The organism is Micromonospora sp. C31, assembly GCF_018070575.1.
Classification (GTDB): Bacteria; Actinomycetota; Actinomycetes; order Mycobacteriales; family Micromonosporaceae; genus Micromonospora.
Genome location: NZ_JAGPXN010000025.1, coordinates 13,882 through 29,092 on the forward strand (window position 1 = coordinate 13,882; position 15,211 = coordinate 29,092).

Consider the following 15,211-nt stretch of genomic DNA (forward strand, 5'->3'; position numbering starts at 1 on the left):
TCCGCTCGTCGCTCGGCCCCGGCGTGGCGGGGACGGGCTCCTGGATCGGCTGGCGCGACAGCCGTGCGGGCAGCGTAGCGCAACCCACCGACACCGTGCCTGCCGTGTGGTTCCCGATGAACGGGCACCACACGGCAGGCGACGATCCATGCCCGTGCCGGCCGCACTGGCTCGTCAACGTCGGCGGCGGGTCGGTTGGTCAGTCTCTGCGGTACAGGGCCTCGGTAACGGTGTCGATGCCGTGGCGGTCAATCATCTGCTGCAACTCTTGCGCGGGGGTGGGTCGGCCACGGCTGTCGGCGCGGGTCGCTCCCTGCCCGTGCAGCCCGAGAGCGAAGCGGACGGTCTGCTCGTCCGCGCCGTTGCGCAGGGCCTTGGAGATCTCGGTGGTCTGCTGCTGTTGGAGGCGGGCGGCCTCCTTGCTGAGCTTGGTCCGGCGGGGGTCCCTGGGGTCCATGCCGGCCAGCTCGGTCTCGACGCGGTCGAGGTCCCGGCCGGTGCCGATCGCTCTGTTGATCCAACCCATGTGTCTGTCCTCCTGGGGGCAGGGGTAGTCAGTTCTCGTACCAGCGGGTGATCGGGAACGCGCCCGGGGTGTCGGCCGGCGCCGTTTCCAGGTACCACTGCTGGTCGGGGCCGGCGGGCTCGCCGGTGTTGACGCCCCACTCGTGGCGGATCTGCGCGTGAGGGTGGGCCGGGTCGGCGGGGGCCAGGGCCTCGCCCCACACCTCGCGGGCGTAGCGGCGCAGCGCGGTCAGCATCCGGGCCGGGTCGTGGTGGCCCAGGGCGATGATGTCGCCGTCCTCGCCGATGTCGCCCAGGGCGATGCCGTTGATCTCGGCCACCATGTCCAGCGTCGGCCACGTCGGGGCGCCGAGCAGGTCGCCGAGCATCGGCTGGTGCGCGGGGAACACGATGCCGCCGACGGTGGTGGCCAGGTGCCGAGCCAGGTCGGTGTAGCTGTCGGCGCGAATCCACTCGGCGCGTTGGGCGTCCTCGCCGGCGACCAGGGCCGGCAGGTGGCCCGGCTCGTAGACGCCGAGGTCGATCGTGGTGAGGTAGGTGACGATCCACGCCTCGTCGGAGCAGCGGGGGTCCGGCACATAGCGGGCCGGCAGCGTCCGCACCCACACGTCGGTGAGGTCGACGACCAGGCCGGTCTCCTCGGCCAGCTCGCGCCCGGCCGCAGCGGTCTCGTCCTCGCCGGCCTCGATGTGTCCGCCGGGCAGCGCCCAGCCTTCCCCACGCGGGCGCTCGATCATGACAATCCAGCGGGCGCCGGTGGTGTCGGTGGCGGTCGCCGCGGCGTCGGCGCAGCGCGTTTCGCCCCACCAGCCGAGCCGGTTGCGGCCGTAGCGGACGGGGGTGGACTCGAACGGGTTGACCGGGCGGCCGGCCACGACCCGAAACGGGCGCGCGGCGGTGGCCTGCCGGGCGGGCCAGTTGATGCGGGTCGGGTCGGTCTGGGCCTCGGCCCAGCCCTCGGCGACGCCACGCAGGTAGACCTCGGGGTGGGTGTAGGTGCGGGCGGTGTCAGTGGTCATGATGATGCTGCCTTTCGGTGTCTCGGGTTGCTGCTGAGGCGGTTTCGGATCCGGAGGTAGTGGTCGGGGTCGTGTTGCTGCACGACCCCGACCGCGCGAACGGTGGTGGTGGTATCGGGTGGGCGGTGCCGCGCCTCGGGCCGGCGTGGCTCGGTCACAGCACGGCGGCGTGGGTGTGTTCCCACTCCCGCACGAGGTCGCGGCCGTCGGGGCGTACGACGGCGGTGACGTGGACGTCAACGTCGGATCGGGCGTGGTTGGCGGCCAGGCGGTCGGCCTCGTCGAGGCTGTCCACGGTGTGCGCCACGGTGCCGGCGGTGTCGGTCGCGGCGCAGTAGGTCTGGTAGTGGATCTCGGTGCCCACGCTCGCTCCCGGCAGTGGTGAGCCGATCTCGGTGACGTGGGTGAAGCCCTCGGTGTGCAGGGTGGCCAGGGCGGCGCGGGTGTCGGCGTGCTGCGTGGCGACGACGGCGGCCGGCACGGCGCGTCCCCACCGCCGGCCCGGCGCGGGGCCGGGTCGGGCGGCCTGCCGGGCCAGGCACACCTCCAGCGGGGTGGTGACGACGACGGCGACGGCGGGCACCTGGTGCTCGGCGGCAATGCCCAGCAGCCACGCCCGGTCGGCGACGCTGGTGCTGGTGGCGTCGACAACAGTGGTCAGCCGGCGGGCCAGGCGGGTGTGCAGGATCGCGGGGAGCAGGACCAGGGCGTCGGCGGTGGCGTCCTGGTCGCACTCGTCGTCGGACACCACGGCGCGCAACTGGTCGAGGCTGTGGACCTGGTGCGGCTGGTAGTGGGCAGCGGCCCAGGTGGACTTGCCGGCGCCGGCCGGGCCGATGAGCACCACCAGCTGCGGCGCGGTCGTGTTCGCGTCGGCGTCGGGGTGGGTGTCGGTACGCGGGTCGGTCATGATGGTGCCTGCCTTCCGGGTGTCGGGGTTGCTGTCGGCGGTTTCGGATCCGGAGGTAGTGGTCGGGGTCGTGCGGGAACACGGCTCCGGCCGCGTGAACGGTCGGATGACGGCGGGCGATTCCGAGGAATCGCCCGCCGTCACGGCTTGCGGCCCGGCTTGGTGCGGGCCTGGTTGAGCTCGGCCTGGAGCCGCTCGGCGCGGGCCTCGGCGGCCTGGGCGCGGTCGACGGCGGCCGTCGCGGTGGTCTCGTGTCGGATGGCGTCGGCGCGGGCGTCCTGGGCGGCCTGCTCGGCGGCTCGGCGCTCGGTGTGAAGCTGCTCGACCTGGCGGCGCACCTCGGCGAGGGTGGCCCGGGCGGCGCGCAGCTCGGCGTCGAGGTCCCGGCGGGCGTTCTCGGCGTCGGCCCGCTCGGTGCGGGCGGCGTCACGTTCGGCGGTGACGGCCGCGGTGGTGGCCTCGGCCTGCTCGGCGCGGGCCTCGGCGGTGTCGGCGCGGCGGGTCGCGGCGGCCAGCTCCACGCGCAACTGCTCGCCGGCGGTACGCGCGTCGACGACCTCGGCGCGGAGGGTGTCCATCTCCGAGGTCAGGCGGGCGATGTCGGCGGTGAGGCGGGCGACGTCGGCGCGGGCAGCATCGCGTTCAGCGGTGACGGCCGCGATGGTGGCCTCGGCACGCTCAGCGCGGGTGACCTCCGTCCGTAGGGCCTTGTCGGTCTTGCGGACCTCGGCCTGGGCTTCGGTGAGGTCGCGGCGCAGGGTCTTGAGCTGGTCGGTGAGGTCGGCGGCGCGCTGCTCGGCGGCCTCGCGGCGGCCGGTCTCGGTAATGACGGCCTGGGCGCGTTCGCCGGCGGCGGCCTCGGCGCGGCCCTGGGCCTCGCGGGCGTCGGCGACCTGCCGCCACGCGTCGCGCTGGACGCGGTCGGCCTCGGCCTCGGCGTCACGGGCCCGGCGTTCCGCCACCCGCTGCGCCTCCTTCGCGGTGGCCTCGCCCGCACGAGCGGACCGGGCCTCGCGCAGTGCCTTGTCGCGGTCGTCCTCGGCGCTCTGGGCCCGCTGCGTCGCAGCGACGGCGGCGACCTCGGCCTGCTCCACCCGGGCCACCGCCGACCCGTCCACCTCGCGCATCGCGCCCACCACCGTGGCCAGCTCGCCGGTGAGTGCCTCCACCGCCGGCAGCACCCGCGCCGTCGCCTCCCGGTACGCCGCGAGGGGCTTGTCCAGGCCGGCGGCCAGCTCCGCCTGCCGCTGCTCGGCGTACATCTGCCGGCAGTTCTTCCCGCCCGGGTGCCGGCGCTCGTCGTCCGGGCAGAACTCCGGCGGGCGGCCCCGGCCGGCGTAGGCCAGGGGCCGCTGGTCGTACTTGCAGGTCGGCGGCACGCCCCGGGGGCCCGCCGCCGCACTCGTCTCTGTCATGACCCCATCTTATCCTAGTTTCTATTTCCAGGAAGTAGTAACAGTTACTCGATTCTAGAAATTCGATAGTATCTGATCTTGTTGTGGCATGATCGCAGAAACGGGCCCCTGAGAACGCCTGTCAGGCGATTTCAGGGGCCGGAACCTACCGAGGTACCTGGATTACGTAGTGCTAGTGGGCCAGAGCCGAGGGGAGGCCGGCGCCCGGCTGGGCGACCGCCGGCCAGTCCTGCGCGTCGGCCGCGATGGCGCGGGCGGTGGCGTGGTCGCCACGCGCGGCGGCGCGGGCGGCGGCCAGGGCGGCGTGGCGGCCGGCGCCGGGCCCGGCGCGCTCGGCCTGGCGGGCCTGCTCGCGGCTGTCCCACTCGGCGCGGGCGGCGTCGCGGGCGGCGGCCGCCGCAGCGGCCTGGTCGACGACGTCGCGCCGCCGCGCGGCGGCGACCTGGGCGCGGTGCTCGTCGTAGCGGCGGGCCGGGTGCGGCGGCTCGACGTTGCCGGTCAGCGACTCGTCGAGCAGCGACCGCAGGTAGCCCAGCGGCTGCATCGGCGTGTCGAGCAGCTCACGGCCGCCACGGCTGCGCTCGATCCAGTCGAGCAGTACCGGCATTGTCCAGCCGGGACCGAGCCGGGACCCGAGCGTGGCTGCCACCCGAGGCAGGGGTACGTTCTCCAGCCACGGCCAGGCCCGCTGTGCGGCTCGTGCCAGGTCGTACGCGCCCCACTGCATCCAATCTGGACGGCGCGATGCTCGTGACGGCGTACAAGCCCTCTCGATCGGCCTAGGACGCCGTACGGATCGTGGCACCCTCTTCGTTGGTGAGCGCGAAGCGCCATTTTCCCGCCGACTCGGCCCCACCGACCGAGGGTGAGTGATCGTCGGAGGTTGGGAACCCCGAACCACGAGCCAGGAGTAAACACTCATACCTGTAGACGCTGCGCGGGGGTGGCAGATATTCAGCGCGTGCCGGGCGAGGTCCTCGGCGCCCTCGATGGCGGTGTCCCGGGCGGTGGCCACGGCCTGGCGAAGCTGGGCACGCCGCGCCATCGCCTGCATGTCCATCACCGCGCCAGTGCGGGCGTGCAGCGCGTCGACGTCGTCCTGGGCGGCCTCCAGCAGCGCCACGGCGTGCGCGAGCAGCCCTTCGATCACCAGCAGCGCCACCGGCAGGTACGGCTCCCGCGCGACGGCACGCTCCCGGCCGCCCAGGGGCGCCAGGTCAAATTCCGCCCGGTCGTACGTGCGGCCCAGCCGGGTCCGCTCCTCCATCGACAGGCGGCGGCCCTGAGCGGTGCGCTCCATCCACTCCAGGGCCTCCGCGCGGGCCCAGCAGCCGGTGACGGTGCGCGGCTGGCAGTCGGCCAGCTCGGCGGTACGCAGCCGACCCGGCCGGGTGATCCGGGCGTTGGCGTCCACGGCCAGCACGCCGGCGACGCGGGCCAGCACCGACGGACGACCACGCTTCGACGCCTTCGCCGACGCCTGGCGGGCCAGCAGATCGGCCAGGTGCACCACCGCACGCCCACGGCGACGGCCGGCGGCGAACGCCTCGATGACCTCCCGCAGCCGCTGCACCCACGCGGTCAGCTCTGCCACCCGCTGCTCAGCCTCGGTGATCTCGGCGAGCTGGCCGAAGCGGACCTCCACCGCGACCCGCTCCGCCTGGACAACGGCCGCTGCGGTGGCCTGCTCGGCCTCCTGCTCTAGGGCGGCCTCCTCGCGGATGGCCGCCAGCCACGAGTAGCCACACAGCCAGCACGCCGGCGACGGCTCCCACTCACCACACGCCGCACAGCCCTCCACGACGTCGTCGACGTCGTGGAGTACCCCGGCGCGCAGCTCGGCTGCCTGGCGGCGCTGCTCCCGCTCCGTGCGGCTGCGCCAGCACGGAATGCACAGCGGTTCCGACCCGTCACCGTCACGGGGCAGGCCCTGCGTGTCCCGGCCCGCACTGGCGCAGGACACGCACGGCGTCTGCACACCTGTCGGATACACCGGCCGTCGGCGAGCACCCGCCGGAGCGACCAGTCGGGCCTGCCCGGTGCGGGTCGTCTCCACCAACAGAGCGGGCCGGGCCAGGTGCACCGTGCAGCGGTCGCGGCCGGGAGCGGCCAGCACCGCCCGACCGACAGCGGCGCAGACCGGGCAGTGCCCGGTCGCGGCCACCCGGTCGGCGGCCAGCAGGGTCACGTTCGGTGCCGTCATCATCGCGGCACCGCAATCACGGCAGTATCAGGCGAGGGGACTGGGCGCGCACAGGCGTCGCCGCGACACGCAGAGAAGGTGTCGAGAGACAACAGTGCACCCAGCCCGGAGGTGGGTGCTATGGTGTCCTCCGAGCTTGTTAAGAGCCTCAAACCCTCACCGCGGCCAAACGAGAGGGGTTTGGGGCTCTGTTCTTTTGTGGAGTTAGGGGTTGAGCGCGGGCGCTCCCTCAAGATCAGATCGGGGTTATAACCCGTGGATCTTACGGCGACGTTCGACCGCGCAGGGGGCCCAACACGCGCCGAAACCAGGGATCCCCAGGGATCCTGTGTAGACTCCCTCCACAAACCTGGACATACCAACACGAGCCGGGCGGCTTTTGTGGCAAAGAAAATCTGAATACATGCAACCGAATGGGCGGCCCAGTCAATGGGGCCGCCCATTCGCGCGCTTTGAATGGTCACTTGGGCCGGTGAATGGTGTCGCAGTAGACCGCGGTGCCGTCTCCGTCGTGGGCGTACAGCTCGCCGTAGCGGTCGGCCGGGCCCTCAACAGCGTCGAGCAGCCGCTGCGCCTGGCGGCAGGCGGCGTCGAGGGTGTCGGCGGTGAAGTAGGTGACGGCCTGCGGAGTGTCGGGCTCGGGGTCGGTAACGACGTCGAGGCGGTACTCGTTGGTGGTGCCGGTGACGTAGGTGGCGAAGAGGCGGCGGGTCATCGGGCCACCGCCTCGGGGGTGTGGGGGCCGACGTAGCCAATCGCCGTGGTGGTCACGGTCATGGTGGTCACCTGGCCCAGATCGCCAGGGCGGCAGTAACGGCGGCGCCGGCGTAGCCGGTGAGCAGCAGCGGCACGGCCCGGGCGATGGCCCGGTACTTGGTGCGGACGGTGCGCGAGAGCCACCAGAGCTCGCGGGCGCGGGTCAGCGGGGTCATCTGCGGGACTTGCTCGGCGTCGCCGGCGGCGAGGCGGGCGAGCACGTCCTGGGCGTCGTCGGCGTCGGCGTAGGCCACGAAGCCGAAGTCGCCGCCCAGGCGCGGGCGGGAGGCCATCAGCAGCAGCACCACGGCGGTCAGCACCACGGCGGCTGTGGCCGCGCCGGCAGCGAGGGCGGTGTTGGGCAGGTGGCCGCTGGCTCCGGCGCCGCCGAGCACTGCCAGGCCGGCGCCGAGCAGCACGCCGGCCATCTGCAGGTAGCCGGACGCCTTGGGGTCGACGCGGTACAGCTCGGCGCGCACGGTGGCGATTTCGGCGTCCAGGGCTGCGGTGGCGGTGCCTCGGCCGCAGGCGGAGGCGTGGGCTCCGGCGCGAGCGAGGATCTCCAGCTCGGAGAAGTCGCTGTCGGTGGTGCCGCAGCCGGTGCAGCGGGAGGTGCTGTTGGCGAGGCTGGTAGAGATCTCCACCAGCACCGCGAAGGCGCCTGCGGTCGGGATCTGGAAGTGGCGGCGCGGGCCGTACGGGCTGCGCGGCTCGTAGGTGCTGGCGTACGCGACGCCGAGGTAGGCCGGCTCTCCGGGATCAGGCACGATGAGGGTGCTCCTCTGGTTCATTGTGGGCTGGATGGGGTGGCGGGCGGCCCCGGGCTTGGTAGGCGGTGGGGCCGCCCGCGCGGCGTTATCGGCTGGTGGGGTCGTACAGAACGGAGTCGGGGCGCGGGTACACCTCGCGGCGGCAGGAGTCGTCGTAGCCGCACCAGCTCCACGGGGCGTCACTCGGGCGCAGCGGGGTGACGCGGGTGTCGGCGAGGATCTGCGCGGCGTCGTCGCTCCAGTCGATGCCGGTGGCGATCGCCGCGGCGGCGGCCTCGTCGACGTGGCGGGCGCACAGTCGCTGTGCCAGGGCGAGCCCGCTGGGCAGGTGCACGAGGCTGTAGCGGCCGTCGAGGCGCTGCCCGTCGTCGACGGTGACGTGCACGGCCAGGCCCGGCGCAACGGGCCAGCCGGTGACGATCATCTGGCTGACGCGGGGCTGGTCGGCGGCGTCGGTGTCGCTGACCTGAAGGCGGACGGGGATGGTGACCGGGGCGGTGGTGGTGGTGCGGGTCTGGGTGGTCGTCATGGCGGGGGTCTCCTGTCCTGGTTAGCGGCGGGTGCCGCTGCGGAAGGGCAGCACCGTGGCGTCGGTGCTGTCGTCGAGCTCGGTGGCCGGCTGGCCGCCGAGTGCGGTGAGCAGGTCGGGCAGCTCGTCGGGGCGGATGAGGACGTCGCGGGCCTTGGAGCCTTGGGCGGGGCCGACGATGCGCAGGTCGGCGAGGGTGTCCATGAGGCGGCCGGCTTTGGCGAAGCCGATGCGCAGCTTGCGTTGCAGCATCGAGGTCGACCCGAACTGGCTGGTGACGATCAGTTCGATGGCCTCGCGCAGCAGGACCCGCTCGTCGGCGTCGAGGTCGTCGAGCGCCGTGGTGTCCACCGTCGGCCCGGCAGGGGTGGTGGCGGCCGGCGGCACGGCGGAGGTCGCGGCGGCCGGCTGAGCGCTGGCCTGGGTACGCCAGTGGTCGACGACGGCGGCGACCTCGGCGTCGGACACCCAGGCGCCCTGGATCCGGATCGGGGTGGACGCGCCCATCGGCAGGTACAGGCCGTCGCCCTTGCCGAGCAGTTTCTCGGCGCCGGGCTGGTCGATGATGACTCGGGAGTCGATCAGGGAGCTGGTGGCGAACGCGAGGCGGGACGGCACGTTGGCCTTGATCAGTCCGGTGACCACGTCCACGGAGGGGCGTTGGGTGGCCAGGACCAGGTGGATGCCGGCGGCGCGGGCGAGCTGGGTGATCCGCACGACGGAGTCTTCGACGTCGCGGGGGGCGACCATCATCAGGTCGGCCAGCTCGTCGACGATGACCACCAGGTACGGGTACGGCTCCAGGGTCCGGTCGCTGCCGGCCGGGGCGGTGATCTGCCCGGCGCGGACCTTGCGGTTGTACTCGTCGACGTGCCGGCAGCCGTGGGCGGCCATGTCGTCGTAGCGCATGTCCATCTCCCGCACGACCCACTCCAGAGCGTCGGCGGCCTTACGGGCGTTGGTGATGATCGGGGTGACCAGGTGCGGAAGGCCCTCGTAGGCGGTCAGCTCGACGCGCTTGGGGTCGATCAGCAGCAGGCGCACCTCCTCGGGGGTGGCCCGCGTGAGCAGGGAGACGAGCAGGGTGTTGAGGCAGCCGGACTTGCCGGCGCCGGTGGCGCCGCCGATGAGGAGGTGGGGCATGGCCGCGAGGTTGGCGGTGACCGCGCTGCCGTCGATGTCCTGGCCCAGACCGACAAGGAGCCGGTGCTGGTCGCGGGCGGCGGCGCGGATGACGTCGCCGAGGGTCACGATCTCCCGGTCCGGGTTGGGCAGCTCCACCCCGACGGCGCTCTTGCCCGGGATCGTGTCGAGCATCCGCACGTTCTCGGTGCCGACGCTCAGGCCGAAGTTCTTGGCCAGGCCGGTGACCTTCTGGACCTTCACGCCAGGGCCGAGGGTGATCTCGTAGCGGGTGACGGTCGGTCCGCGGCGCGCGCCCGACACCTTTGCGGCGACCTTGAACTCGTCGAGAACGCCCTGCAGCGCCATCCAGCCGGCGTCGCCGGGTCCGACGCGCCGGCGGGTGGACTCGCCGGCGGCGAGCAGGCTCACCGGCGGCAACTGGTAGCCGCCGGCCGTCGTCGCCGGCGATACCGCCGCGACGGTCGTGGTGGCCGGGTCGGCCGCCCGGCGCGGTCGCGGCGGGCGAGACGCGGATTCCTCGGAATCACCCGGAGCGGCGGTCGTGGCAGCCGTCGGCGTAGCGGTGGTGGCTGTCGGCATGGCGGTGGTGTCGTCCTGGTCGACGTCGTCCTCGTCGTCGGCGTCGATGAGGTCGATAAGGTCCGTCGCCGGCGACGCGGGGGTGCGGCGGCGCAGAGCGGCGATGCTGGTCGCCACGGCGACCGGGGTGATGCCGGTGAGGGCGGTCAGGCCGGCGGCGACGAGTCCGATCAGGATCGGCGCGGCACCCCATGCGCTGAGCACGAGGTCGAGAGCACCGGTCAGGCGGCCGATCAGCCCGCCCGCGCCGGGCGCGGCGAGGTCGAGTAGTCCGCCGAGGCCGGCGGCGATCCCGAGGGTGCCGGCGGCCTGGGCGAGGGTGCGGACGGTGTGGGTGCCGGCGGGGTGGCGCATCACCTGCACGGCGAGCCAGATCAGCGGGAGCGGCGCGAGCGGGGCGAGTCCGCCGAGCAGGGCGTCGGTGATGGCGGCCGGCACGTCGAGGATCCGCCCGAGCGGTCCGGCGGGGTTGGTCCACTGCGCGGCGGCGACGGTCAGGCCGGTCAGCAGCAGGGCCAGGCCGGCGTGGTCGTGGCCGGGCAGGTCCACCTCGGGGGTGCGGTGCGGGCTGGGCAGGCGGCGGGCGAGACAGCCGGCGCCACGGGCGGCGCGGTGCCAGGTGGCGCGGACGGCCACACCGCACCAGCGGGCGATGGCGGCGCCGTGGTCGACCTCGGCCTTCTTCTTCGCGCTGCGGCGGCGGGTGGTGCTGGCCATGGGGGTCTCCTTGTCCGGGCGGGAGTGGGTGCGCGGCAGGGGCAGGGGGGATGGGCTTGGCGGCCACCGCGAGGGCCGGACCCGAGGGGCCGGCCGTCACGGCGGCGGTCAGGCCGAGATGGTGAAGGGGCCGCCGCGCTGGGCGGGCGGGGTGATGCGGCCCGCGTCCTTGAGTCGGCCGAGCAGGGCGTAGAGCTGGGACTGCTCGACGGGGCAGTCGGGGCGGTCCAGCAGCGCCTGCGCGGAGGCGGGTCCACGGCGCAGGCACGCCAGCACCCACTCGGCGGGGGTGGGCGGGGTGACCTGCTCCACCACCGCGGTGGTGCTCTTGCGGCCACCACCGCCGAACGCGGCGCGCAGCCGGTCCACGGCGCTGCCGCCGCCCGTGGTCGTCTTGGCGGTGGTGGCCGGGGCACGGTGGCCAGCGAGCACGATCGGGCTGGCCGGGTCGACTGCCGGGACCTGCCACTGCACGGGCACGCGAGGGCTGGTGGCGGCCACGGCGGCCTCGTCGAGGTTCGGGACGCGGCAGATCATGCCGACGCGGTTGCTGTTGCGCAGGTAGCCCATGCCGGCGGTGGTCTGGCCGTCGATCTCGGCGGGCAACGCGAACGGGTCACCGACGAAGTCGTCGGGCAGGATCGTCGAGCCGCTGCCACGGTTGGAGATCCGCAGCACGAAGGCGTTGCCGGCGACCACGGCGTCACGCAGACGCACCGACCCGCCAAGGGACTTCATCTGCGGGAGCTGGGTGGCCAGCACGAGGCCGCAGCCGGTCTTACGCATCGTCTCGGCGGCTTGCTCGACCACGCCGACGATCGGCGTGTTCGGGATCAGCACGAGCTGGCACTCGTCGATGACGACGACGAACATGCGCAGGCCGAGAGCCTTCACGCGGGGGTCGTCCTCGTCGAACGCCTCGACGCCGGCGGCAGCCAACAGTTCGCTGCGGCGCATCACCTCGGCGTGGAACCGGCGGGCCAGCAGGGCGGTCGCCTCGACACCGGGGTGGTACTCCACCGTGTCTTTCCACGCGGGCAGGCTCTGCCCGTTCTGCGGGTCGCCGACGGCGACCTGCACCCCCGCAGCGAGCAGATTGGCGATCAACGCGCCCAGGGCGCGGGACTTGCCGGTGCCCATCGATCCGACGATCAGACCGCCGAGCACCCCGAAACGCGGCCGGGTCAGCACCCAGTGGCCGGGAGAGCCGTCGCTGAAACGAGCGATTTCGAAGCGGCCGTTGGCGTAGGTGGGGCCGGTCCACGGCACCCCGCCAGCGATGTAGGACCGCTCGACGAAGATCACCCGCAGCCACGCCCGCTTACCGGTGTTGCGCCACCCGACGGCGCCCTCGTCGAGGTCCAGGGCGACCTCCACGTCCGGGCCGGTCTTGACCAGCGGGCCCGGCTTCGTGCCGGGAGCCAACCGCACGAGGGCCTCGACAACTCCGGGGCGGGGCGCGACCGCCTGCACCAGCGTGGTGCCCTCACACACCTTCGCGGGCAGCACCTCGTGCTCCCAGCGGTGCTGCCAGTGCGCGGTCAGCGGATCCATCTCGCCCGGCACGTCGGCCACGGCCGGGGCCGGGGCCGGCTCGGGCTGCGGCGGGCGCTGGCGCAGGTGGTACCACCACGGCCAGCCGAGCACCGCGCCAGCGAGAGTCGGCACGAACATGGTCAGCGTCGGGTGGGCGGCCATCGCGGCCGGCCCGCCAGCGGCGACCGTGGCGACGGCGCACACGCCGAGGACCACGGCGATCGCGGCCCGCCACGCCCGCACGGTGCGGGAGCGGGCCCGCCACCCGACGGCGGTGGCAGCGATGGCCAGAGCGAGGATCGCCACCGTCTGCCACGACACCCCGAGAGGCCCGGCCACCCAGGCGACGACCAGCTCGGCGGCGACCCAGTACGCCGGCAGCAGCCGCCGCCAACTGCGCTTGACCAGCCACGCCACCGCGTATGCGGTGACGGCGAGCAGGGCGGTCAAGGCGTGGCCGAGCTTGGCCAGGCGCTCCGAGCGAATCTCCTGAGCGGTCCGGGTCGTCATCGCGGGCTCTCCTCATGCGTCGGGGCTGGCAGGCGGTGCGAGAGACGGGGAGGGGCTGGGCCCCGGGGCGGTGACCGCCCCGGGGCCCGGGGTGGGTCGGGTCAGCCGACCAGGACTTCCTTGCTGGCGACGTTGCCGCCGGCGTCGGCGACAGCCTCGGCGACCTGGCCGTCCTTGGCGTTGAAGTCGCCCAACGCGGCCTGCAGCTCCTCCTGGGCGCTGTTCAGCGCCGCGTGGGCGGCGGCAACCTGCTCGGCGGCGTCGCGCAGGTGCGCGACGGTCGAGGCCGCCATCTCCAGGGACTCGTAGCGGTCGGCGGCCTCGGTCAGCACGCCGGCGATCCCGCCGATCGTCTCGGCGTTCTCCCCGGCCGCCTCGGCCGCAGCGGTGAACGCGGCGCGGATCTCCTCCGGACCAGTGGCTTCCAGGTTCACGGTCATCTCCCTCAGTTGCTCGGTGTTGCTTGACGAACCGGCCGCCGGGTCGGCGGTCGGGTGGTGCTGGTCGTCCCCGGCGTCGGTGCCGGTGGTCTTGTGGTCGTCGCAGTACGGGCCCTGCGGGCCGCCGGCCGGGTTCTCGCACCACTGGTCGAGAAAGCCCTCGCGGACCTCCCGGTGGGCGCACTTGCCGTACAGCTCGGAGCGCAGCCGCTCCTGGTCGCCCTGGGTGACCGGGGTGGTCGGCGCCGGGATGTCGGCGGCCGGGGGACAGGTGTGCTGGGCGGCGGCGGCCTCGGCGGCGGCCAGCGAGTCGAAGCCCGCCCGGCGGGCGCGGCATCGCGGACACACCCACTGGTACACCGGGCCATCGGACGGCGGATTCGGGACCGCGCGCAGCCGGCTGTCGTCCGCCCCGCATCGGGGACACCTGCGCGGCATCTCGGCGGTGACGCTGGTCTTCCCGCACCGGCCGCACTTGGTGTGATGCAACCGCTGCGGCCATTCCTGCGTCGCCTTCGGCACCGGCGGAGCGACATCGGCGGCCGTCGGTGGCTTCTGGGCCGGCTGCTCGGGCTGCCCGGCGGCTTCCGGCGGCGCCGGCTCCTGGGCGCCGCCCGGGATCAGCCGCAGCGGCGGACGGCCCGGCTCCTGCCCGCCAGCGGGGTCGGCGTGCGATTCAGTCGAATCGGCGTCGCGGCCGGTGCCACTGTCGGTGTCTTGGACGGCCTCCTTGGTGCCGCCGGTGTACTGCTCGGGGTGCTCGGTGCGGGTGTGCTCGCGGCCGGCGCCCTGGGCGTTGGCCTCGATGCGGTAGGGGCGGCTGGACCAGCCGCAGTGGTCGCAGTCGGCGTACCAGCGGCCGTCGTCGTCGACGTCGACCACGACGCCGTCGACGGCCTGGGCGCCGCGCTTGCGGGCCACCGCGCGGCGGCGGCGGGCCCGGGCCCGTTCGGTGGCGTCCTCGATCAGCCCTGCGAGGTAGCCGTCGGCCGCCGCGACCGTGCCGCCCGACCGGCCGCCGGCACCCCCGGCCGTGCCGTCGGCGGTCTTGCCGCCGTCGGTGTTCTTGCCGCCGCCGGTGGCCTGCTGGCGGGCGCGGGCCTGCCGGCGCGGGGACTGCTTGCCGCGCACCGCGTACGCGGCGTCCTCCAGCAGCAGCACGGCGATCTTCGCCACCGCCAGGTAGACCAGGATGTCGAAGAAGATCACTGGACCACGTCCCGGATGGTCGCGCCGAGGCCGCCGATGATCATCGGCAGCAGCAGGGCGCAGGCGAGTGCGGCGTGGGCCAGCTTGGCCTTGCCACCGCCGCCGCCCTTGCCGGTCGCGCCCTTGCCGCCGCCGGCGCTCTTGCCGCCGCCCTTGCCGCGCAGGAACACGACCACGACGATCCCGAGCGCGAGTCCCAACGCGGTGGGAAGGGCCAGGGCGACCTGCTTGGTGTCCTGACCGATCCAGTCACCGATCGGCTCGGCGACCGTGGTGATGCCCTTGGCGAGCCACTTGTTGACCTGCGTGACGACGACGCCGGCGAGCAGTGCGCCGACCACCAGGCCGACGACGACCCGCAGGCGGGGAGTGAAGTGGAAGGCGATCGACAGGCCGATGTAGACGAGTCCGCCGAGCACGATCAGTGCGCTGGTCATGACAGGTGCCTCCTCTCTCAGAGGGTTGCGAGGAAGACCGCGGCCACCGCAGCGGCGGCCAGCGATCGCAGGGGGTGGGCCAGGACCCACGAGGCCAGGTGCAGCAGGCCGCGGGGGATGAGCACGAGCACCGCCCAGCAGGCCATCGCGATGGCTTGGGCGTCCTGCCCGTCGCGGGCCTGACCGGTCAGCGCGACGAGGTCGGACAGCGGCTCCGGGGAGCCGGTCCACACCGCCGTGACGCTCTCCCAATCCCCCGGAACGTCACGCAGAGTAATTCCGATGCCGGAGTTGGGGCCGGAAGAGGCCGGCCCGTTGTGTGCGGGTTCGTCCCGGTTGGATTCCGGTAGGGGAGGGGTCGGAAGGGCCTCTGACCTGTGCGGAGCGAGGGAAACGATGTCCGCCTCACGCCGGAACGGAATTCGCGGCATCGGTGACGGTTGGTAGTTGTCCTCGGCGGGTTGGGCGCTCACGGGATCACCTCCATCAGGTGCGGTTGGTGCGGGTCGA

The 15,211-nt window shown here is 73.6% G+C and carries 13 protein-coding genes; all 13 read right to left on the minus strand.

Going from position 1 to position 15,211, the window contains the following annotated elements:
* Positions 1-199 precede the first annotated feature (199 nt).
* The 13 genes from KBX06_RS25060 to KBX06_RS25120 all read right to left on the minus strand — a co-directional run bounded on the left by KBX06_RS25060 (position 200) and on the right by KBX06_RS25120 (position 14,934).
* The gene (locus KBX06_RS25060; protein WP_210839278.1) at positions 200-526 is read right to left on the minus strand and encodes a hypothetical protein; all 327 of its coding nucleotides are present in this window, start codon (positions 524-526) and stop codon (positions 200-202) included.
* A gap of 28 nt (positions 527-554) precedes the next feature.
* A complete protein-coding gene (locus tag KBX06_RS25065) occupies positions 555-1,544 on the minus strand; it encodes an NUDIX domain-containing protein (RefSeq protein WP_210839279.1) in 990 nt (329 codons plus the stop codon).
* Between the two features lie 154 nt (positions 1,545-1,698).
* The gene (locus tag KBX06_RS25070) at positions 1,699-2,454 is read right to left on the minus strand and encodes an AAA family ATPase (RefSeq protein WP_210839280.1); all 756 of its coding nucleotides are present in this window, start codon (positions 2,452-2,454) and stop codon (positions 1,699-1,701) included.
* A 140-nt stretch (positions 2,455-2,594) separates the two neighbouring features.
* On the minus strand, positions 2,595-3,869 hold the full coding sequence (locus KBX06_RS25075; protein ID WP_210839281.1) for a hypothetical protein: 1,275 nt from the start codon (positions 3,867-3,869) through the stop codon (positions 2,595-2,597).
* 172 nt (positions 3,870-4,041) lie between these two features.
* Positions 4,042-6,075, minus strand: coding sequence for a hypothetical protein (locus KBX06_RS28110; protein WP_247686642.1), 2,034 nt, complete (start codon positions 6,073-6,075; stop codon positions 4,042-4,044).
* A 457-nt stretch (positions 6,076-6,532) separates the two neighbouring features.
* On the minus strand, positions 6,533-6,787 hold the full coding sequence (locus KBX06_RS25085) for a hypothetical protein (protein WP_210839283.1): 255 nt from the start codon (positions 6,785-6,787) through the stop codon (positions 6,533-6,535).
* Between the two features lie 67 nt (positions 6,788-6,854).
* Positions 6,855-7,595, minus strand: a complete 741-nt coding sequence (locus KBX06_RS28590; protein WP_307854743.1) for a Pycsar system effector family protein — start codon at positions 7,593-7,595, stop codon at positions 6,855-6,857.
* A gap of 88 nt (positions 7,596-7,683) precedes the next feature.
* Positions 7,684-8,127, minus strand: a complete 444-nt coding sequence (locus tag KBX06_RS25095; RefSeq protein WP_210839285.1) for a hypothetical protein — start codon at positions 8,125-8,127, stop codon at positions 7,684-7,686.
* A gap of 21 nt (positions 8,128-8,148) precedes the next feature.
* Positions 8,149-10,569, minus strand: coding sequence for a DNA translocase FtsK (locus tag KBX06_RS25100; protein ID WP_210839287.1), 2,421 nt, complete (start codon positions 10,567-10,569; stop codon positions 8,149-8,151).
* Positions 10,570-10,677: 108 nt separating this feature from the next.
* On the minus strand, positions 10,678-12,615 hold the full coding sequence (locus KBX06_RS25105) for an ATP-binding protein (protein ID WP_210839289.1): 1,938 nt from the start codon (positions 12,613-12,615) through the stop codon (positions 10,678-10,680).
* 101 nt (positions 12,616-12,716) lie between these two features.
* Positions 12,717-14,264 (minus strand): hypothetical protein, encoded by a 1,548-nt coding sequence (locus KBX06_RS25110; protein ID WP_210839291.1) that lies wholly within the window; start codon positions 14,262-14,264, stop codon positions 12,717-12,719.
* The gene (locus KBX06_RS25115) at positions 14,261-14,701 is read right to left on the minus strand and encodes a hypothetical protein (protein WP_210839293.1); all 441 of its coding nucleotides are present in this window, start codon (positions 14,699-14,701) and stop codon (positions 14,261-14,263) included. Before KBX06_RS25115 ends, KBX06_RS25110 begins: the two co-directional genes overlap by 4 nt.
* 17 nt (positions 14,702-14,718) lie before the next feature.
* Entirely contained in the window at positions 14,719-14,934 is a 216-nt protein-coding gene (locus KBX06_RS25120; protein WP_210839295.1) for a hypothetical protein, read from the minus strand.
* Positions 14,935-15,211 lie beyond the last annotated feature (277 nt).

Coding starts and splice junctions, on each gene's coding strand:
- KBX06_RS25085 (WP_210839283.1), bottom strand. CDS start 6,787: ATGACCCGCCGCCTCTTCGCCACCTACGTCACCGGCACCACCAACGAG.
- KBX06_RS25060 (WP_210839278.1), bottom strand. CDS start 526: ATGGGTTGGATCAACAGAGCGATCGGCACCGGCCGGGACCTCGACCGC.
- KBX06_RS25105 (WP_210839289.1), bottom strand. CDS start 12,615: ATGACGACCCGGACCGCTCAGGAGATTCGCTCGGAGCGCCTGGCCAAG.
- KBX06_RS25095 (WP_210839285.1), bottom strand. CDS start 8,127: ATGACGACCACCCAGACCCGCACCACCACCACCGCCCCGGTCACCATC.
- KBX06_RS25065 (WP_210839279.1), bottom strand. CDS start 1,544: ATGACCACTGACACCGCCCGCACCTACACCCACCCCGAGGTCTACCTG.
- KBX06_RS28110 (WP_247686642.1), bottom strand. CDS start 6,075: ATGATGACGGCACCGAACGTGACCCTGCTGGCCGCCGACCGGGTGGCC.
- KBX06_RS25100 (WP_210839287.1), bottom strand. CDS start 10,569: ATGGCCAGCACCACCCGCCGCCGCAGCGCGAAGAAGAAGGCCGAGGTC.
- KBX06_RS25070 (WP_210839280.1), bottom strand. CDS start 2,454: ATGACCGACCCGCGTACCGACACCCACCCCGACGCCGACGCGAACACG.
- KBX06_RS25115 (WP_210839293.1), bottom strand. CDS start 14,701: ATGACCAGCGCACTGATCGTGCTCGGCGGACTCGTCTACATCGGCCTG.
- KBX06_RS25075 (WP_210839281.1), bottom strand. CDS start 3,869: ATGACAGAGACGAGTGCGGCGGCGGGCCCCCGGGGCGTGCCGCCGACC.